The organism is Pseudactinotalea sp. HY160 (genome assembly GCF_009372055.1).
Classification (GTDB): Bacteria; Actinomycetota; Actinomycetes; order Actinomycetales; family Beutenbergiaceae; genus HY158.
The window spans coordinates 1-20500 of record NZ_WHMT01000031.1; the positions used below are offsets into that span (position 1 = coordinate 1).

A 20500-nucleotide genomic window follows, 5' to 3' on the forward strand; every position below is an offset into this window, starting at 1 on the left:
CACCCCCACGATGAGCACCGTGGCCCACAACGAGGACAGGAACACCCCGCTGCCGAGCACGTTCGCGTAATTATCGAACCCCACGAACCGCTGCTCACCCGGACGCAGCAGATTCCACTCCCGGAACGAATAATAGATCGTCACCAGGAACGGCACCTGCGTGATCACGATCGCAGTGATCAAAGCCGGCCACACAAGCAACCGAGCCAAACGGATTCCAGACCTCGCCCGGGCAGAAGAACCCACCCGGCGCGGCGATGAGGTCTGAGGCGGGTTCGCCACAGCGGTGGTCATGGTGCGTCTTCTCTCTGAGAGATTCCGGTGGTGCGGCGGGGCGCCGCGGGTGCTCGGGAGGGGCCGGTGCCCCCGCGGTGGCGGGGGCACCGGGAGGGTGTCAGCCCTTCTGCGCGTCGCCCGCCTTCTGGGCGAGCTCCTGGCCGGCGTCGAGCACGTCCTCGACGGTCGCCCGGCCGGCGTAGACGTCGGCGATGTCCTGGGAGATCTGGTTGGCGAGATCCTGGAACTCCGGGATCGTCACGTACTGGATGCCGACCCAGGGCTGGGGGTCGACGCCCGGCTGCTCGGGATCGACCGAGGTCATGATGTCCAGGGTGATGTCGGCGAAGGCGCTCGCCGCGTCCTGGTACTCGGGGATCTCGTAGGTCGAGGCGCGCGAGCCCGGCGGCACGCGGCTCCAGCCGAGTTCCTCGCCCACGGTCTTCATGTACTCCTTGCTCGTGGCCCAGCTGACGAACTCCCACGCGGCCTCCTGCTTCTGGGAGGTCTTGGGGATCGCGAGGTTCCACGACCACAGCCATCCGGACTCGTCGGTCTCGACCACCGGGGCGTGCACGTAGCCGACGTTCCCGGCCACGTCGCTCAGGTCCGGCGACTCGACGCTGCCGGCCGCGCTCGTGGCGTCGTACCAGAAGGCCGCCTTCCCCTGCGTGAACAGGTTGAGGCACTCGGTGAAGCCGGTCGAGACGGGGTCGGACTCGCCGGCGTCCTTGGTCAGTTCGGTCCAGAACTTCACGGCCTCGACGAACTCGGGGGCGTTGACGGTCGCGTTCCAGTCGGCGTCGAACCAGTTGCCGCCGAAGGTCTGGACCACTGTGGTGAGCGGGGCGAAGATCTCCCCCCAGCCGGGCTTGCCGCGCAGGCAGATCCCGACGTGGTCGTCATTGTCCACCTGACGGGCCATCTCGCCGACCTCCTGCCAGGTCGGGTTCTCGGGCACCGTGAGCCCCGCCTCGGAGATGATGTCCTTGTTGTACATCAGGAAGGACGACTCGCCGTAGAAGGGCACGGCGTAGAGCTTCTCGTCCACCGTGAGCAGGGTCCGGATGGGCGGGAGCAGGTCGTCCACGTCGTAGTCGGCATCGCTGCCCGCCATGTCGGTCAGGTCGACGAGCCAGTCGTTCTGGGCCCACATCGGCACCTCGTAGCTGCCGACGGTGACGATGTCGTACTGCCCGCCCTGGGTGGCCACGTCCTTGGTCACGGCATCGCGCAGGTCGTTCTCCTCCATCTGGATGAAGTTGACCTTGATGTCGGGGTGGTCCGCCTCGAACTCCCCCTTGAGCTGCTCCATGTCGATCATCTGCGGGTTGTTCACCGTGGCCAGCGTGAGCTCGACGGTCCCGCCGCCCTCGTCACCCGCGCCGCCACCGCCACCCTGACCGCCGCCCGCACCGGAACAGGCCGCCAACAGCAGTCCCGCCGATGAGAGCGCGACGACCGGGAGCCATCTCCGGTTGCCAGGATTCTTCATCGCTTTGCCTTTCGTCGTCATTGACCGCCCCGGGTGGGTGCGCTGTCCCCACCATGGACCGACTCTGCCCGTTTGGCAAGCCCTGGATGTGGGTTCGTGATGACTTCGTGACTCTCAGACGTTCGATTATCTCGCTTTCAAGAGAGTTTTCGGCGCGACCGGGCAGATCTGGGCCGGCCACGACTGGAAACGGGCATACGATCACACTCCGAGCACCCGCGAGCGCTACCGTGGGTCGCCAGGTGCAGGAAGGAGCCCCGTGTATCCAGCTGAACGCCAGACGGCCATCCTCGAGCAGGCGCACGCCGGCGACGGCCGACTCTCGGTCTCCCACCTGAGCCACGACCTCACGGTGACGCCCGAGACGATCAGGCGCGACCTCGCCGTCCTCGAGCGCCGCGGCCTCATCACCCGGATCCACGGCGGGGCGAGGCTGACCCACCGCAGCCCGTTCGAGCTCTCGCTGGCGAACCGCCAGGCGAAGGAGGTCGACGAGAAGCGGCGCATCGTCGAGCGCACCCTGCAGGAGATCCCGCACGAGGGGGTGGTGCTGCTCGACTCCGGCTACACCCCGCTCGCGGTCGCGGCGCGCTTCCCGGACCGCAACCTCATCGTGGTCACGAACAACCTCCCGGCCATCCCGATCCTGCTCGAACGCCCGAAGCTCACGGTCATGGCGCTGCCGGGGCGGCTGCGCCCGATCACTCAGAGCGCCGTGGACGAATGGACCCGGGCCCGGCTGGAGACCCTGCAGGCCGACCTCGCGATCGTGGGACTCAACGCCGTGAGCGTGGCCGGGGGGCTCATGACCACCGTGCCGGACGAGGCGGACGTCAAGCGCGCGATGCTCGCGTGCGCGAAGCGGCGCATCAGCGCGGCCATCGCCTCGAAGGTCGGGCAGACCTCGTTCTGCCGCTTCGCCGGCGTCGAGGACCTGGACATGCTCATCACCGACGACCGGATCTCGGCCGCCGACCGGGAGGCGCTCTCGGCCGCCGGACCCGAGGTGGTCGTGGTCTAACCGTTTCGACCACTGGAGGCACGAATGCAACGACGCAACCTGACCGGCACGGTCATCGCGGTCACGGGCGCCGGCTCGGGCATCGGGCGGGCGAGCGCCGAGGAGCTCATCGACGCCCGGGCCCGCCTGGCCCTGGGCGACCTGCGCGCCGAATCGCTCACGGCCCTCGCCGAGGAGCACCCCGGGGCCGACCTGGCGCAGGTGGCCATGGACGCCGGCACCGCCGACGGGGCGAACCGGCTCGTGGCCGCGGCCGTGGCCGAGTTCGGACACCTCGACAGCATCGTGATCAACGCCGGCGTGGGCTACTTCGGCGGCATCACCGACTGGGACGACGAGCAGATCGAGGCGATGGTCACCACGAACGTCGCCGGCACCATGTGGGCCACCCGCGCGGCCGTGCGCCAGTTCGACGCGCAGGGCCGCGGCGGGGACATCGTGCTCATCGCCTCCGTGGCGGGACTGGCCGCCGCGAACTCCTGGGAGGCGGTCTACGCGGCGACGAAGCACGCCCAGGTCGGATTCGCGGCCACCCTCGCGCGCGAGGTGACCCCGCGGGGGGTGCGCGTCTCGGTCATCGCACCGGCCGCCGTCCATACGCGGTTCGCGTTCGGAACGGGGCGGACCGAGGACGACCCGGAGCTCGATGCGTACATGCGCCCGAGCGACATCGCCTTCGCCGTGCGCACCGTGCTCGAGCAGCCCCGCCGGCTGCGCACCGCGCTGTGGAGCATGTGGTCGATGGCCGAGCAGCCGTAGGGAGAATGATCAGTCGGATCCGCGTTGTCGTCCGAGCCTGGCAGCAACGCGCCGATCCTTGGTGAGTGCGATCGTGACGAACCGTCCCTTACGCGCTGAACCGGGAACGCGCAGAGTCCCCTTGACGAGGTTCCGTTGCGCCGCACCTTTCCCGAAGTTCACATACGCCGCACCTGGCCTCCCGGCGCCCGTATGCCGTCCAGGACCTGGCCGTGGAGAGACGTTGAATACGAGCTGAGGAGCCACGATCGCCCCACTACGCGAGTGGCGACGAACAGGTGAAGGATGCCGCACCAGTACCCTAATGACGAATTCACCGCGTTCTGGAATGAACAGGTTCACCATCTGAGCCGCACTCCCCGGCGATCGCCTAGCCTTGGCGAGCGCATTATTCAGGATCGCTCGACTGAGGATCTGCGAGGCGTCGCGGTCGACCTCGACTACAGAAACGAGCTGCTTCGCCAACCTGTCAAGCGCAGCACGCCGCGCGGGCGAGCGGGTGTGTGCGGCTTGCACGAGGGGATCGAGGCCGCGTTCGAGCCCCCACGGCCGGGCAGGTGCCGGGTCCTCCGGTGTCCACTCATTATCGTCCTCGTCCTCGTCCGGCTCTGCAGGGGTGCTCATGCAAACAGCCAGACGACCGCGAGCCACAGGCCCAGCGTAATCACAGCCGCCGCAAGCTCCGCCCGATATAACGTCCTAATGCGCGAAAGGGACGCCTCGTTGGAATTCAGCATCCCCGGGATCGTGTCCTTGGCCAACATGCGCATGGCAATGCGCTTCGACGGGGCCGGACTATCGCCCTCCATCCACCTCATCAGCACGGCCGGATCCAGAATGAATCGAAAGTTGAATAGTGGCGAGAGTGTCAAGATGAGAAGGATGGCAACTAACACGAATCCGAGCGTCCCCAGTCCTGAAAGTACGTAGAACCACATAGTTCTACTCGCACCTGCGAGGCCACTGCCGGCAAGAAATGCCGCTGCCGTGACCGACAGGGCGGCGAACGCAACCGCTCGAGTCCGCATACCCCCCAGTTCCTCACGTTGCGCAGCCAAACTGTCCAGTCCCACCTGGACAGCCAAGTCGACCCATTCCGAGCGGTCCGGATGCTGAGCATCACGACTCCAACTTGTGCGGGTGCGCCCGGTATCCATCGCCATATCATAGCGCCGCGGAAGACGAGACAGGCTCGCCCGACACCTCGCCATCTTCGAGCTGATGGGCGCCACCCATGCCGCACCGTGTCATCGGGTCACTCAGGAGTGCCGACGGGTCCGACGTTGGAGGCCGGCGGCGTCACGCCCGCACGAGCACCTTGACCTGGGAGCCGTCGACCGCGGCGGCGAACGCCTCCGCCGCGCGCTCCATCGGGAACGTGGCCGTGACGAAGTCCTCCGCCCGGACCGCCCCCGAGGCGATGATCTCGATCGAATCGGTGTAGTCCTCCGGCAGGTAGGTGGCGCTGCCCTGGATGCGGACCTGCTGATCCTGGATCTCGGGCAGCGGCACCGTGACCGGACCGCGAGCCACTCCGACGATCACGACCGTGCCGGCCTTGAGTGCCATCGCGATCGCCTGGTCCACGGTCGCCTGGATCGCCACGCAGTCGAACACGACATCGGCGCTCTCGCCCAGCTCCGCGCGCACCCGGCCGGGCACGCCGGCGCCGCGGGCGTCGACGACCGCGTCGGCCCCGAGCCGCAGCGCCAGCTCGCGCTTGGCCGGGAGCGGGTCGGTCATGACGATCCGCCGCGCCCCGGCATGGCGGGCGGCCTTGAGCACGAGCAGGCCGATGGTTCCGGCCCCGATGATCGCCACCGCCCGGCCCGCCAGCCCCCCGGGGCCCGCCGGTCGGTCGGCGCCGGCCAACCGGACCGCGTGGACCGGCGTGGCCAGGGGCTCGATGAGCGCGGCCTCGGCGTCGGTGAAGTGCTCGGGCACCCGATGCAGCCGGCCGGCGGGGATCGTGAAGTAGTCCGCCATGCCGCCCTGGGCGTGGCCGCAGCCGAAGAAGCGCAGGTTCTCGCAGAGGTTCGAACGGCCCGTGGAGCACATCTTGCACGCCCAGCACGGCAGGGTCGGCTCGACCGTGACCCGGTCGCCGGCGGCGTATCCGCTCACGCCCTCGCCCACGCCTGCGATCACGCCGACCACCTCGTGCCCCGGGTTGTAGGGCAGCGGCACGAACGGGTGCTGCCCGGCCGCCGCGTGCGTGTCCGACCCGCACACGCCCGCCACCGCGGTGCGCACGAGCACCTCCCCCGCCTGCGGGGAGGGGCGGGGGACGTCGTCCACACGCACCTCGCCCGGGGCGACCACACTCACCCGGCGCATCGTCTCGCTCACGGGATCACCTGCACTTTCAGTCCGTGGCCGGCGCGGAAGAGGTCGAGCGCGCGGTCGAATTCGGCGAGCGGGACCCGGTCCGTGACGAAGACGTCCGCGGGGATGACGCCCGTGGCGAAGAGGTCGAGGGCCCGGTCGTAGGAGTTGAGGGTGGCCATCGACCCGGTGATCGTCAGCTCGTGCCGGAAGACCGAGTAGGGGTCGATGCTCGCGCGCGCGGCGTAGTCGGCGACCCCGAACTGCAGGAACGTGCCGCCGCGCTCGAGGCGGCCGAGGCCGTCCTGGATCGCGCGCTCGTTGCCCGAGGCGTCGATCACGAGGTCCCAGACGCGGTCGAACTCGTCCGCGTTCGTGGCCGTGCCGTCGCAGCCGAGCCGCTCGGCGATCGCGAGCTTGGCGGGGTTGACGTCGACCATCCGGACGCTGGCGAGCCCGACCTTCTTCGCGAGCTCGAGCATCATGAGCCCCATCGTGCCCGCCCCGTAGATGACCGCATGATTTCCGAGCTGGCTCGCGAGCACGTCGTAGCCGCGGATCGCGCACGAGAGCGGCTCGATCAGCGTGGCGTCGCGGGTGTCGATGCCCGCCGGCAGCGCGCGGCAGTACTGCGCGCCGACGACCGCGAACTCCGCCGCGCCGCCGTTGAACGACGTGCCGTAGCCCCCGGCGACCTCGCACAGGTTCGTGCGGCCGCGCCGGCACGGCGGGCAGCGGTGGCAGATATAGGAGGGGTTGATCGCGACCTGGTCGCCGGCCCGGAACTCCGTCACCTCCGCGCCGGTCGCCACGACCTCCCCGGCGAACTCGTGCCCGGGCACGATCGGGAACGTGTCGGCGAACTCGCCGGCGAGGATGTGCAGGTCGGTGCCGCAGATGCCGTTCGCCGCGACCTCGACCACGACGTCGCCGGGCCCCGGCGTGGGGTCGGGGATCGTGGTGTACTCGACCGTTCCGGGCTCCGTGAAGAGAACCGCCTTCATGCTTTCGCTCCTCGAGATGATGGACGACGTCGACTCACCCTAGAGCGTCCGGCCCGCCTGCGGGGCGCGCCCCGGTGGGCAGGATCGACCGCCTCGCGCTCAGGGGTCGGCCGTCCCCGCCCGGGTCGGCGTGCTCAGGCTCTTCTGCCGGCCACGCCGCGGATGACGTTGAGCCCGCCCAGGACGACGAGGGAGATCCCGAGGAACCACCACAGGAACACGGCCCCCCACAGCGGGCTGCTCAGGAGCGTGAAGCCCGCGATGACCGAGGCCAGCGCGAACACGATCGCGAGCACCTTCGAGTCCGATCGTCCGAGCGTGAAGAGCGCGGCGAAGCCCTCGACGATCCACATGACCCCGACCATGACGGTGAGGAACACGGCGAGGAACGCGGCGGAGCGGCCCAGCGATCCGAAGGCGAAGGCGCCCGCCGCGATGTACAGCAGGCCGAGCAGGACGTGCGCGATGCGCCCACCCACCCCCATGCCCTTCGACAGGAGCCCGATCGCGGCGTAGACGATGCCGGCGACGATCGCGTACGCCGCGATGACACCGGCGAGCGCCACCGCGGCCCTCGTCGGCCAGACGAGCACCGCGATGCCGAATCCGACGGCCGCGAGGCCGCCGAGGGAGAGGGCCAGGCGTGCCCCCTGGGCCGGCGGCGCTGAGGTGGACGTGGTCATGCGAGCTCCTTCGCTCCAGGCAGATCCCCGGCGACGTACCGGTATTCAGCAGATCATAGCGATCCGTAGCAGTTCCAGCTGGGTCCTTGTACCCACCTCGCGGACTGGCCGCGACCACCGCCGAGGGGCCGCAGCGCCGATGAGTTATCGGCCCTGCGCCTTCCGCTTGACCCAGCCGTAGGCGGCGGTGGCGATGACGAGCACGATCCCGATGAACGCGAGCCACAGCAGGCCCTTGATCACGAACCCGAGGATCGCCAGCACGAGCCACAGGATGAGCAGGAACGCGAGGAATCCGAGCATGGCTTCACGGTAGGGCAGCCGGGCGGGCGCGGCCAGGGGCTCACGCACCGATCGACCCGAGAAATTTTGCACATGACTTTCGTCTCGCCCTAGGATGTCGGAGACCAATTTCAGGCCGTGCTCGCCGTCGAGCCCGGTGCGGTCACCGATCGAAGGAGATGCAGTGCCCCGCTCTCACCCCATGCGCCCGGCCTGGCGCCGCCCGCTCGTGCTCGCGGCGTGCGCGGCCGTCGCCGCCACCGGCGCCCTCGCGCCGCTCACGCCGGCCCCGGCGGCCGCCGCATCCGGACCGGCCGCCGAGGCCGGACCGGTCGTCGAGCCCCAGGTCACGCCCACCCCGCAGCAGGCCGACTACTCCGGCACCGGATTGGAGCTGCCCGAGCGGGTGAGCGTCGTCGCCGGCGAGGGAGCCGACGAGGCGGCCCTCGACCTCCTCGGCGAGGTCCTGCGTGGCCACGGAATCACCCCGACCCGCCTCGAGGTGCCCGGTCGCGCGGAGGCGGGTGACGTCGTCCTCACGCTCGGCGACGGCGCCGAGCTCACCGACGAGCTCGCCGGAGCGGGCCTCGCGGTGCCGGACCGCGGCGAGGCCTACGCACTCGGCGTCGACGCGCAGGAGGGCGCGGTCCTCATCGCGGGCAGCGACGGCGCCGGGCAGTTCTACGGGGTGCAGACGCTGCGCCAGCTGTTCGTCGAGACGGGCGCGGGCGACGTCGTGCTCGCGGGCGCCTCGATCACCGACTTCCCGGCGATGGCGCTGCGGGGAACGGTCGAGGGCTTCTACGGTCCCCGGTGGAGCCACGAGGGGCGCCTCGATCAGTTCGACTTCTACGGCGACGTCAAGCTCAACACCTATATCTTCGCGCCGAAGAACGATCCGTATCACCGGGCGATGTGGCGCGAGCCGTACCCCGCCGACCAGATCGCCGAGATCGCCGAGCTCGTGGCGGCCGCCGACGCGAACCATGTGCGGTTCACGTTCGCGCTCTCCCCCGGGCAGTCGATCTGCTACTCCTCCCCCGAGGACTACGCGGCGCTCGTGGCCAAGCTGGAGCAGGCCTACGACGTGGGCGTGCGCTCGTTCTCGGTGCCGCTGGACGACATCACCCTCAGCTCCTGGCACTGCGAGGCGGACCAGGCCGCCTACGGCGACCCGTCGAACGGCACCCACGGCCGGGCGCAGGTCGACCTGCTCAACATGCTGAACGCCGACTTCATCGCCGGCCATTCGGGCGTGCTGCCGCTGCAGACCGTGCCGACCCAGTACAACACCGTCACGGAGTCGCCGTATAAGCAGGCCTACCGCGAGGGCCTCGACTCCGACATCGTGGTCATGTGGACGGGCACGGCCACCGTGCCGGTCCACATCGGCGTGGACGACGCCCAGGACTTCCTCGACGTGTACGGCACGCCGGCGTTCCTGTGGGACAACTACCCGGTGAACGACTTCAAGCGCGCCGCCGGGCGGCTGCTGCTCGCGCCCTACCAGGAGCGCGAGGCCGGCCTGAGCGAGGTGCTCAGCGGAATCGCCTCGAACCCGATGAACTACCCGGCCGCGAGCAAGGTCGCGGTGTTCACGATCGCGGACTTCGCGTGGAACGACGCCGCCTACGACCCCGCGGCCTCCTCGCGCCGGGCGGCCGAGTACCTCGCCGGCGGCGACGACGCGACGGCCGATGCGCTCATGCTGTTCTTCGACCTCAACTCGTTCGGGCCGGGCTGCACGCCGCGCTGCGCCGACGCGGAGGGGCCGGGCTGGCTGCCACCCGCGCCGAAGCTCGCGGACGAGATCGCCGACTTCGAGGCCGCCTGGGCGGGCGGGCGCCGCGCCGAGGCGATCACCGGCCTGCGGCCCGTGGCCGCCGCGATGCAGGCCGCGCCGGGCATCATCCGCGCCGGGGTCGCGGACGAGCTGTTCCTCGCCGAGACGTCGGCGTGGCTCGATGCGACCGCCGACTGGGGCGCCGTGCTCGACCAGGCGCTCACGATGCTCGAGACCGCCACCGGCGGCGACCTCGAGGCGGCGGCAGCGCAGGCCGACGCCGTGGAGTCCGCGATGATCGATGCCCAGAGCGTCGTGGTGGGCACCGATGAACTCCGCTACGAGGGGCTGCTCAAGCTCGCGGACCAGGTGCTCGACCGGTTCGTGGTCGACGCCCTGCTGCGCGCGCGCAACTGGGACCTGTTCGACGGTACCGCCCGCAACCTGGCCGCCGGGTCGAACGTGTCGGCCTCGAGCTGGTACGGCGAGCAGGACAAGTTCCGCCCGGCGAACGCGATCGATGCCACGTGGGTGCCCAAGTCCGTCAAGGACGAACGCTGGGGCTCGGTCTATGACAAGGCGAACCCGGAGAACCACGATGACGAGTGGCTCCAGGTGGAGCTGGCCGAGCCGAGCCTCGTGCCGCGGGTGGAGATCCGCTGGGAGGGCGCCTGCGCCGCCGAGTTCCAGATCCAGACCTCGCTCGACGGCGTGACCTGGAACTCGACCGAAGTCTCGGGCGTCGACGACGCCAACGCCTGCATCACACCGCAGGTGGTCGACGTGGACGGCGATGACCCGGTGTTGTTCGTGCGCATGCAGGGCGTGGAGAGCAAGGGCAGATACGGCTACTCGATCTTCGAGTTCATGCCCATCGGCGTGCCGGTGGTGGACGACCTCGCCCGGCAGGCGACCGGGACCGCGGCCTCCTCCGTGGAGTACGACCGGGTCGACTTCCAGCCCGAGTACGCGATCGACGGCGACGTGTACACCCGCTGGTCGTCCTGGCGCACCGACGAGGAGTGGATGCAGCTCGAGTTCGACCGGCCGATCCGCGCCGACCTCGCCCGGCTCGCCTGGGAGGTCGACGGGGCGTGCGCCGAGGCGTACAGGATCCAGACCTCGGCCGACGGGCAGACCTGGACCGACGCGGCCGACATGGCGGATTCGACGTGCGCGACCGACGTCGTGCCGCTCGCGGAGACCGGGCCGGTGAGCTACGTGCGGATGCAGGGGGTGGAGCGGGCGAGCAAGTACGGCTACTCGCTCTTCACATTCTCGCTGTTCGCGATGGACCCGCTCGAGGTGACGCCGGCGGAGGTGACCTTCACCGATGAGGAGGGCACGGCCGCGGACACGTACACGATCCCGGCGTCCGAGGGGGTGGTGTATCTCGTGGGTGAGGACGACGCAGCCCCGGGTACGTACCCGGGCTCCGGCGAGGTTCGGGTCACCGCTCGCGCGCTCGACGGGTACGTCATCGCCGACGGCGCGGACACCGAATGGGCGCACGCCTTCGACGCGACCGAGCCGACCGCGGAGCCCACGGACGAGCCCACCGACGAGCCCACGGACGAGCCGACCGAGGAGCCGACCGACGAGCCGAGCGACACCGCCGACTCGGGTAGCTCCGGTGACTCGGGTGCGTCCGGTGACTCGGGCAGTTCGGGTGACTCGGGCGCGGCCGGCGGCGAGCCGACCGACGGCTCGGGTGGTGGCACCGAGGCCCCGGGCACCGGCAGTGACGACGCCGGATCCTCCCAGGGCGGCGGCTCCACGGACGACGGGGCGGCGAGCACCGGTGGCCTGGACGACCTTGACGACCTTGATGACCTGGACGAGATGCCCTCGACCGGTTCGTCGGCCGCGGCCGTATGGATCGGCGCGCTCGTGATCGCCGCCGGCGCGCTGGTCCTGACGATGCGGCGCCGCCTGACGGTCTGACCCGCCCGCGCACCCGTGGGTGCGGAATCACCGATCCCATCGGGAATTCCGCACCCACGGTCGTGTCCAGACCGAGGCGTCGTTTCTCACCCACCGAGACGCGTTCCGGTTCGTGGTCACTGCCGGATCGGGCCGGTGCGTGCCGGGGCCGCCGCTCTACCGTCGTCGGCAGCGGACCACCTCGGTCCGTACCGCGACCCGGCCCACCGGCCGGAGCGGCCACCAGCATGGGAGCGCAGCCGCCGTGTCCACCGCCGTCGAACCGACCACCACCGTCGACCCCGCGCCCACCCCGCGCGCCGACCTGATCGCCGACCTCGCCGAACCGGGCCCCGCGGTCGCCGCGGCCCGCCGGGCCAAACCGGCGGTCGTCTCCGAGACCGCGGCGGCCCACGCGGCGATCTTCGACGGCGCGGGCACGCTCACCGGCGAGCTCCGCCACGCGATCGCGGCCCGGGTCGCGGCCCAGCAGGGCTCGGCCGTGCTCGCGGCACACCACGCCGGCCGGACCGAGGTCGACCTCGACCTCGCGAGCGGCGACCCGAACGTGGGCCGGATCGTCCGCCATGCGGACCTGCTCAGCGCCGCCCCGGCCCTCGTCACCCCGGCGGACGTCGCCGACCTCGGCGAGCACCTCGGCCCCGACGACCTCGTGCTCCTGGCCCAGCTGGTCGCCTTCACCAGCTACGAGGCCCGGCTCGTCGAGGGCCTGCGGCTCCTCTCCGGCCACGAGCCCACCGCCCCGGCCGGCACCGCTCCCCTGTCCGGCTCGATCGGCGAGCGCTCGAAATATCGTCCGCGCACCGCACCGAACGGGCGGCCCGCGCCGCGGGAGTACACCACCGAGATTCTCGGCTGGGAGTCCTGGGTCGACCCGATCCCGGCCGAGGAGCTGACCGACGTCCAGGCCGACGCCTTCCGCGGCAAGACGAACGGTGCCTATTTCCGCCTCCTCGCCCGCCACACCGGGGCGCTCGCCGCCCGCACCCGCATCGACCACGCGATCTTCGCCACGAGGATCGGCCTCCCGCGCGCCGAGCGCGAACTCGCCGCCGCGGTCACGAGCCGGGTGAACGACTGCGTGTACTGCGCCTCGGTGCACGCCCGCAAGGCCGGCCGGCTCTCCAGGCGTGTGGACGACGTCGCCCGGCTTCTCGCCGCGCCGCTCGCTCGCGCGGGGGCGTGGCGCCCGGTCGATCTCGCGCCGCTGAGCGCACCGTTCGCCGGCTCCGACGAGCGCTGGGCCGCCCTCGTCGACTTCGCCGCCGCCCTGTCGACCACCCCGTCACGGGCGACGGCGGGTCAGGTCGACGCGCTGCGTGCCCTCGGGCTCGACGACGTCGAACTCGTCGACCTCGTCGGATCGGTCGCGTTCTTCTCGTGGGCGAACCGGCTCATGCTCACCCTCGGCGAGCCGTACCTGCCCGCCACCTGAGCGGCTCTCGCGCCATGGCCGCCTCGATCGAGCCATGGCCGCCCACCCATCCCCGATCCGCCGCGCCCCCACCCGGGCGAGCGACGCCGTCCCGAATCAAGGAGAATCCCATGATCAAGCGCCTGACCCGAGTGCTCCCGCTCCTCGCCGCCGCCGGGATGCTCGCGGCCTGCGGGCAGGTGCAGGCCGCCGAGCAGACCGGCGACCCCGGGACCGACGCCGCCGGCTCCGCGGCGGCCGAGGAGGCCGGCACGATCACCGTGACCGACGACCTCGACCGCGAGGTCACGATCCCCGCCCGCGTCGATCGGGCCGTGGTCACACTCAGCTACAACAACGAGTTCGTCCAGGCGATCGGGGCGGGCGAGACGGTCGTGGGGATCGATCGCGGCACCCTTGAGCGCGATCCCTACCTCGGCTTCGACGAGAGCGAGGTGGTCGGGGAGTCGATCGGAGAGCTCAACTACGAGTCGATCGTGGCGCTCGACCCGGACGTGGCGATCATCCCCCGCAACGGTGCCTGGCAGGAGGCCGCCGACCAGCTCGAACAGTTCGAGATCCCGGTGGTCGTCGTGAGCGCCTGGGACTTCGACGTGTTCGACGAGACCGTGGAACTGCTCGGAGAGGTCTTCGGTGAGCCCGAGGGGGCGGCGAAGGTGCAGGACTTCTACCACGAGATCTTCGACACCGTGGCCGAGCGGGTCGACGGCCTCGACCCGGTACCGGTGTACTGGGAGACCGACAAGCCGTACGTCACCGCCCTGCCCGGTTCGGGCTTCGATGCGATCATCACCGCCGCCGGCGGAACGAACGTGTTCGGCGACGTCGACGGCGGCGACGCCCAGTTCGAGACCACGGTGGATCCCGCGAGCGTCGTCACCCGCAATCCGGCCGTGATCGTGCACGAGCGGCCGCCGTCGGCGGCGCCGTACCCGGCGGGCGAGATCGCCGACCTCGCCGCGTCGATCCCGGAGCGCCCGGGCTTCGCCGGGATCGATGCCGTCACCGGCTCCCAGGTGTACGTGAGCAACGGCTGGGCAACCTCCGGACTGTCGAAGGCGATCGGCGCGGCCTACCTCGCCTCGTGGCTGCACCCGGAGGCGTTCACCGGCATCGATCCGGCCGACTACCTGGAGCGCTGGGCGGTCGAGTTCCAGGGCATCTCCGAGGCCGACTACGCGGGCGCCGACGCCTACGTGTGGGGGAACGGCTCGTGAGCACACCCACCCGTGAACGTCCGGACGATGCCCGCAAGACGAGCGGTCCGGGCAAGGCGGGCGGTCCGGGCACGGCGGGCGCCGCCGATTCCACGGCCCCCGGCGCCACCGCCGGCCCCACCGCCGACGATGGCTTCGGCGCCTCCCCCGGCGCCCCGCCCACGCAGGGCGCCCCGCCCACCCAGGGCGAGCGCGCAGTGGGCTCCCGCGGCGCCGTCCTCGCGGTCGCGGCCGTGCTGACGATCGTGCTCGTCGTCGGCTCGACTGCGGTCGGCAGTTCCGGGGTGAGCCTGCCCGACGCGGCCCGCGCGGTCTGGCTGCGGATCGCCGGCGGCGTGCTCGAGCCGGACTTCGCCCAGACCTACGGAATCATCGCCGACCTGCGCCTGCCCCGGGCCCTGCTCGCGCTCACGGCCGGGGCGGGCTTGTCGCTGGCGGGTGCGGTCATGCAGGGCCTACTGCGCAATCCGCTCGTGAGCCCGTTCACACTCGGGGTCTCCCCCGCGGCGGCGTTCGGGGCCTCGGCCGCGATCCTGCTCTCGGGCGGGGCGCTCGGCGGGTCGAGCCCGGTCGTCATGTTCTCGGCCCTGATCGCCTCCGGGGTCGTCACGCTGCTCGTGCTCGGCCTCGCCTCCGCCCGGAAGATGGCCGTGGCCACACTGCTACTCCTCGGCATCGCGATGACCCAACTGTTCGAGGCGCTCACCGCGGGCCTGCAGTTCGTGGCGAACGAGAACACCCTGCAGGCGATCGTGCGCTGGACCCTCGGGTCCGTGAACGACGCCGGCTGGGACCAGGTGCGCATCATGGCGATCGTCGTGGCGATCGTGCTGCCCCTGGTGCTGTGGTTCGCCGGCGACATGAACGCGATCGCGTTCGCCGGGGACGACGCCGCCCGCTCCCTCGGGGTGAACGTCACCGTCGTCCGGGTGGGTCTCATCGTCGTCTCGGTGGCGCTCGCCTCGGTCGCCGTGTCGCTGTGCGGGGTCATCGGCTTCGTGGGCCTCGTGGGCCCGCACATCGCCCGGCTCCTCATCGGGGCGAACCATCAGGTGCTCCTGCCGATGTCGGCGCTCACCGGCGGGGTGCTGCTCGTCGCGGCCGACACCCTCGGCCGCACCGTGATCGCCCCGGCGGTGATCCCGGTCGGGATCGTCGTGGCCATGGTCGGTGCACCGGTATTCATTTATCTCATCATGTCCAGGAAGGCCTCCTCATGACTGCGACCGTCGATTCCGTGACCGTATCCCCGACCCCCGACACGGCCGCCGACAGCGCCGCCGGCACCGCGACCGGCCCTGCGATGGGCACCGCGAGTGGCACGAGCCTCGAGCTGGCCGGGATCACGTTCGCCTATGGCAGGCATCGGGTTCTCCACGGCGTGGACCTGACGGTCGCGGCGGGCCACCTGTGCGCGCTCCTCGGCCCGAACGGCTCCGGCAAATCGACCCTGACGAAGATCCTCGCCGGCGTGCACAAGGCCGCGGCCGGCTCGGCCCGCCTGGGCGGGATCGACCTGCTCGCCCTCAAGCCCCGCGAGCGCGCCAAGATCGTCGCCTACGTGCCGCAGTCGGCGGAGGTGCCGTTCGAGCTGAGCGTGCGCGAGGCCGTGCTGCTCGGCCGAACCCCGCACATGGGCATGCGCCCGGCCGCGGCCGACTACGACGCCGTCGACCACGCGATCGACCGGCTCGGGCTGTGGGAGTTGACCGGGCGCCGTCTCTCGGAGCTATCCGGCGGGCAGGCCCAGCGGGTGCTCATCGCCCGGGCGCTCGCGCAGCAGCCGCGCGTGCTCCTGCTCGACGAGCCGACCTCCGCCCTCGACCTGCGCTACCAGGTCGAGACCCTCCAGCTCGTGCGCCGCGTCGCCCGGGAGGAGGGGGTGGCCGCGCTCGTCGCCATCCACGATCTCAACCACGCCGCCCTGTTCTGCCAGCAGGTCGTGCTGCTCTCGGGCGGGCGGATCGTCGCCGACGGCCCGGCCGAATCCGCCTACGACGCGGACACCCTCGGCCGGGTGTACGGCCTGCCCGTGGACGTCGTGCGCGATCACGACCAGATCCAGGTGCGGCCCGTGCTCGCCGAGGGGGCGCTCGCGTGAGCCTGCCTACCATGAACCGCATGAGCGACTTCGGCGACCTGGACGACGCGGACGACCTGGACGACTTGGGTGACGCAGACGATGCCCTTGCGGGCACTGCGGCTCTGGCGGACCTGGTCGCCGACGTCGTGGTGGTCGGGGGCGGGCCCCGGGCGATCTCGCTGCTCGAGCGGCTCACGGCCCGGCTCGGCCGGGCCGGCGGCGGGGAGGACGGCGGGTCCCCGGCCCTGCGGGCGGTGCTCATCGATGCGGTCGAGGTGGGGGCCGGGGCAACGTGGCGCACCGACCAGTCGGCCGAGTTCCTCAACAACACCTATGCCGCGCACACGACGATCTACCCGGACTCCTCCACCCGGCTCACCGGCCCGCTGACGCCGGGACCGGACCTGATCGACTGGGCGCGGGCGATCGCTGCCCGCCCGGGCGCGAGCACCGGCTGCTCGCCCCGTTCGGCGAGCCCGGTGGGGACGACCGATGCACGGCTCGGCGGCATCGTCGGGGGCCCGTGGCCGGTGGCGTCCGCGCGTCCGGCGTGGGCGGTGGCCGAGGCGGCGACGCTCGAGCCGTGGTCGTATCCGACGCGGCGGCTGCAGGGGGTCTACTACCGCGAGCAGCTCGAGGCCATCGTCGCCCGCGGCGGTGTCGAGGTGACCGAGCTGTGCGGGCTCGTGGTCGGGATCGACCCGGTCGGAGACGGCGGCACCGCCGCGTCCCCCGCCCGCTGTGCTTCAGGGGTCGCCGGGGCCACCGGAGTCGTCGGGGTCGTCGGGGCAGCCGGAATCATCGGGGCCGCCGATACGCGCACGGTGCGACTGGCCGACGGCCGGTCGGTCACGGCGCCGGCGGTCGTGCTGGCCCAGGGCATGGTGCAGGGCCGGCCCGACGCGCGGGTGCTCGCCTTTCGGGAGGCGGCCGCGGTCCACGGTCTCACCTATATCGAACCGGGAATGCCCGCCGAACGTGACTGGGCGGCGGTGCCCGGCGGCGAGGACGTGCTCGTGGCGGGCCTGGGCGCGAACTTCTTCGACGTCGTCACCACGCTCACGGCGGGGCGCGGCGGGAGGTTCGAGCAGGCGGGCGCCTCGGCGTTCGACCTGCGATACGTGCCCTCGGGGCGTGAGCCGCGGCTCGTCGTCGGTTCTCGGCGTGGGCTTCCGTATCGCTCGAAGTCGTTCTACGGCGGGTTCCCGCCGCCGTACCGGCCGCAGCTGGCCACGGCGGAGTGGTTCGCCGAGGCGGCGCAGGTGCCCGATCAGGAGTTCGGTCGGGACGTGTGGCCGCAGCTCGCGCGCGAGTTCGTGGTGGCCCACCTGGCCACCCTCGCGGCACATCACCCGGCCGCCGTTCCGACGATCGCGGGCCCGGGTGCTTCCGGCCTGCCGGGCGTGCCGGGCGATTGGGACGATGCGGCGACGGTGCCGCTGCCGGCGAGCGTGCTCGCGCGGATCGAACAGACGGATGTTGCCGACTTGGAAGGACTCGTGGATGAGCTGGTGGCCCAGGAGCGGTGGCGGATCGACCCCACCCGGCTCGACCGACCCGACCTACGCGGGCCCGATCCGGCGCGCTGGGCGAAATGGGTCGAGCGGTGGAGGGAGGCCGAGCTCGACTCCATCGCGGATCCGTTGCGGAGCCCGCGCTGCACGGTCAACCGGGCGATGGCGTTCCTGCGCGGGCGCGTGGCCCGGCTCGTGCGGGGCGGGGCGATCGACGCCGCCTCGGCGCTTCGGGAGGTGAACGGCTGGTTCGCCCCGCTCGGGCTGGCGCTCGCCTCCGGTCCCCCGCCGGAGCGCACGGCGCAGCTACTCGCCCTCGTGCGGGCCGGCGTGGTCGAGCTGCTCGGGGAGGGCAGCGAGTTCACGACCGACGGCGAGGAGTTCGTGGGCCGCTCGATCGTGCGCGGCCGCGAGTTCCATGCGCGCGCCCTCGTAGAGACCCGCATGTCGAAGGGCCACGTCGACGTGACCGATGATCCACTGCTGCGCTCGTTACTGACCGGCGGCCGGGCGCGGCTGCTGCGGCGGAGCACGGGGCCGGGCGGGCAAGCGGTGACCGCCCGGACGCTCGACGTGACGACGGAGGAGTTTGCGCTCGTCGACGCCGGCGGCCGGGCCGACCGGCGGGTGTTCGTGCTGGGGATCCCGGCCGGCGACGTCCAGCCCGGCTCCGCGATCGGCGCAACGCCCGGCGTGCCCTCGCCGCTCATCGCCGGGGCCGATCTCGTGGCCGGGCAGGTGATCGAGATCGTCCGGGCGGAGGAGCCAGCGGCCGTCATCGCCGGCTGAGTGCTCATCGCTCGAGCTCCCACCGCCCCCTCGCCATAACGAGTCCTCGAGGCCGACCGCACTCGTCGGATACCTGCGGAGAATCGCTCCACGAACCGTCGAGGCGTCTCTGCGCTCGCGATCGACCCGCCCAAGCACCGACTGCCATCGTATCCCAACTGGTCAAGCATCGCCCGGACGGTGGTTCGGCTACGAGGGCGCGCTGTCGAATCGACCACTACCTAGACAGAAATCTGAAGTCGTGATAACCTCAATTGAATCGATTCACTCGATGCGTAGCTCGACACAGACGTCCTGACGAGCACCCTGCGCTTCGTCGATCACTGCGCCAGGGACGCAGCAGCGACAGGCACGTCGGACTGCGGGACCCACTCAGCGAAGAGAATGGAAAGGGAATGAAGCAGCCGTATAGATCGGCGGCATCGCTCGCCACGGCAGCCTTGTTACTGCCGCTAGCGCAAGCACCCGCCACTGGAGTCTCCGCGGAGCCTGATACACCCGCGTCAGACTTCGAGGCACGCATGCATGAACTCTATGATGAGATCGAAGCCGAATATCGTCCAGATGTCAGATGGTGGCTCGCAGAAGGTCTGAACACGGACGAAACCCTTCGCAAGAACGTACAAGAGATCGCCGATTCGGGATTCGGCGCGGCCGAGATCTTGGCAATGCCCGATGAGGGGGCAGACTCCTCGATCTATGGGTGGGGGTCAGACGAATGGAACAGCGACCAACGCCTCGTCGTCGAGGAGACAACCAAGCACGGGCTCGGCTTCAGTCTGACGAGTGGGACCCACTGGGCTACAGCAAACCTTCCAGATACATATACGTGGGATGGCGCGACATTCGACCTTGACAACAAGGCCGCCTCGCAGGAACTCGACTATGGCACCATCCTCCTAGTGGTCTGTCTCATTATTGGCTAACTACTTCCTCGAGTTTGCGGCGGGCTCGCGCGACCTTGGCCAGGATCGACTCGGCGGTGGCGGTCCACACGAACGGCGTCGAGTCCTCGTTGTTGGCCTGCAGGTAGGCCTCGATCGCGGCGATCAGGTCGGGTACCGAGTTGAAGCTGCCCCGGCGTAGCGCCTTGGCGTCCAGGTCGCGGAACCACCGTTCGACCTGGTTCAGCCAGGATGAGGAGGTCGGGATGAAGTGCAGGTGGAACCGCTTGTGCCGGCTCAACCACCGCTGCACGTTGGCGTGCTTGTGAGTGCTGTAGTTGTCCAGGATCACGTGGACCGCCTGGCCCTTGGGCACTTCCGCGTCGATGACCTTCAGGAACTTGAGGAACTCCTCATGCCGGTGCCGGTCGAAGCAGCGTCCGGTCACCTGCCCGGTGAGCACGTTCAGCGCGGCGAACAGCGTGGTGGTGCCGTTGCGTTTGTAGTCGTGGGTCATCGTCGCGCCGCGGCCCTTGATCATCGGCAGCGAGGGCTGGGTGCGATCCAGCGCCTGCACCTGGCTCTTCTCGTCCATGCACAGCACCACAGCCTTCTCCGGTGGGTCCAGGTAGAGCCCGACCACGTCGGTCAGCTTCTCCTCGAACCGCGGGTCGTTCGAGACCTTGAACGTGTCGAGACGGTGCGGCTTGATCCCCAGGTCGTGCCAGATCCGTTGCACCGTGGCGGAACTGACGCCAGCGTGCTTGGCCATCGTGCGGCACGACCAGTGCGTCTCACCCTTGGGCTTGGTGTGCAACGTGTCATGCACGATCGCGCGTACCTGTTCCTCGGTGATCGTCGCCTTGCGCCCGCGGCCGTCTGTTAGCCGTCGCAAAGGTTGACGGCGTAGCCCTCATCTGGCCCGTCGACGAACGGGCCGGGCGGGTGCGTTGATCGGCGGCGTCACCGTGACGAGGAACCCGTAGTCCCTGGGCCAGCAGCGTGT

Annotated in this window: 15 protein-coding genes and 1 pseudogene; 9 read left to right on the forward strand and 7 right to left on the reverse strand. The window is 70.6% G+C overall.

Annotation, left to right across the window (positions count from 1 at the left end; genetic code table 11):
- Positions 1-394: 394 nt before the first annotated feature.
- Complete coding sequence (locus tag GCG21_RS15770) at positions 395-1771, reverse strand: sugar ABC transporter substrate-binding protein (protein WP_152910628.1); 1377 nt, start codon at positions 1769-1771, stop codon at positions 395-397.
- A 259-nt stretch (positions 1772-2030) separates the two neighbouring features.
- Between GCG21_RS15770 and GCG21_RS15775 the strand changes: the two genes are divergently transcribed.
- On the forward strand, positions 2031-2792 hold the full coding sequence (locus tag GCG21_RS15775; RefSeq protein WP_152910629.1) for a DeoR/GlpR family DNA-binding transcription regulator: 762 nt from the start codon (positions 2031-2033) through the stop codon (positions 2790-2792).
- Positions 2793-2816: 24 nt separating this feature from the next.
- Positions 2817-3551, forward strand: a complete 735-nt coding sequence (locus GCG21_RS15780) for an SDR family oxidoreductase (protein ID WP_152910630.1) — start codon at positions 2817-2819, stop codon at positions 3549-3551.
- Positions 3552-4171: 620 nt separating this feature from the next.
- Here the strand turns inward: GCG21_RS15780 and GCG21_RS15785 are convergent.
- The 5 genes from GCG21_RS15785 to GCG21_RS15805 all read right to left on the reverse strand — a co-directional run bounded on the left by GCG21_RS15785 (position 4172) and on the right by GCG21_RS15805 (position 7914).
- Complete coding sequence (locus tag GCG21_RS15785; protein WP_152910631.1) at positions 4172-4708, reverse strand: hypothetical protein; 537 nt, start codon at positions 4706-4708, stop codon at positions 4172-4174.
- A 142-nt stretch (positions 4709-4850) separates the two neighbouring features.
- Positions 4851-5900: a zinc-binding dehydrogenase gene (locus GCG21_RS15790; RefSeq protein ID WP_370517570.1), complete on the reverse strand. Its 1050-nt coding sequence runs from the start codon at positions 5898-5900 to the stop codon at positions 4851-4853.
- Positions 5897-6880, reverse strand: a complete 984-nt coding sequence (locus GCG21_RS15795; RefSeq protein ID WP_152910632.1) for a zinc-dependent alcohol dehydrogenase family protein — start codon at positions 6878-6880, stop codon at positions 5897-5899. The genes GCG21_RS15790 and GCG21_RS15795 overlap by 4 nt, the downstream gene beginning before the upstream one ends.
- A gap of 134 nt (positions 6881-7014) precedes the next feature.
- Positions 7015-7563, reverse strand: a complete 549-nt coding sequence (locus tag GCG21_RS15800) for an HdeD family acid-resistance protein (protein ID WP_152910633.1) — start codon at positions 7561-7563, stop codon at positions 7015-7017.
- A 144-nt stretch (positions 7564-7707) separates the two neighbouring features.
- The gene (locus GCG21_RS15805) at positions 7708-7914 is read right to left on the reverse strand and encodes a hypothetical protein (RefSeq protein WP_152910634.1); all 207 of its coding nucleotides are present in this window, start codon (positions 7912-7914) and stop codon (positions 7708-7710) included.
- Between the two features lie 115 nt (positions 7915-8029).
- Between GCG21_RS15805 and GCG21_RS15810 the strand changes: the two genes are divergently transcribed.
- The 7 genes from GCG21_RS15810 (at position 8030) to GCG21_RS15845 (ending at position 19536) form a co-directional block, all read left to right on the forward strand.
- The gene (locus GCG21_RS15810) at positions 8030-11572 is read left to right on the forward strand and encodes a beta-N-acetylglucosaminidase domain-containing protein (RefSeq protein ID WP_152910635.1); all 3543 of its coding nucleotides are present in this window, start codon (positions 8030-8032) and stop codon (positions 11570-11572) included.
- A gap of 244 nt (positions 11573-11816) precedes the next feature.
- Positions 11817-13007, forward strand: coding sequence for a peroxidase-related enzyme (locus tag GCG21_RS17415; protein WP_152910636.1), 1191 nt, complete (start codon positions 11817-11819; stop codon positions 13005-13007).
- Positions 13008-13117: 110 nt separating this feature from the next.
- Complete coding sequence (locus GCG21_RS15820; protein ID WP_227994010.1) at positions 13118-14224, forward strand: ABC transporter substrate-binding protein; 1107 nt, start codon at positions 13118-13120, stop codon at positions 14222-14224.
- Positions 14221-15444 carry a FecCD family ABC transporter permease gene (locus tag GCG21_RS15830; RefSeq protein WP_370517571.1) on the forward strand — a complete coding sequence of 408 codons (1224 nt, stop codon included), beginning with the start codon at positions 14221-14223 and terminating at the stop codon, positions 15442-15444. Before GCG21_RS15820 ends, GCG21_RS15830 begins: the two co-directional genes overlap by 4 nt.
- Positions 15441-16325: an ABC transporter ATP-binding protein gene (locus GCG21_RS15835; RefSeq protein ID WP_227994012.1), complete on the forward strand. Its 885-nt coding sequence runs from the start codon at positions 15441-15443 to the stop codon at positions 16323-16325. Before GCG21_RS15830 ends, GCG21_RS15835 begins: the two co-directional genes overlap by 4 nt.
- Before the next feature lie 20 nt (positions 16326-16345).
- Complete coding sequence (locus GCG21_RS15840) at positions 16346-18610, forward strand: FAD/NAD(P)-binding protein (RefSeq protein ID WP_152910637.1); 2265 nt, start codon at positions 16346-16348, stop codon at positions 18608-18610.
- A 395-nt stretch (positions 18611-19005) separates the two neighbouring features.
- Positions 19006-19536 (forward strand): hypothetical protein, encoded by a 531-nt coding sequence (locus tag GCG21_RS15845; RefSeq protein ID WP_152910638.1) that lies wholly within the window; start codon positions 19006-19008, stop codon positions 19534-19536.
- On the opposite strand, the pseudogene GCG21_RS15850 reads toward GCG21_RS15845, so the two are convergent.
- Positions 19526-20374, reverse strand: a pseudogene (locus GCG21_RS15850) (IS630 family transposase); the annotation flags it as partial. The gene GCG21_RS15845 and the pseudogene GCG21_RS15850 overlap by 11 nt on opposite strands.
- Positions 20375-20500 lie beyond the last annotated feature (126 nt).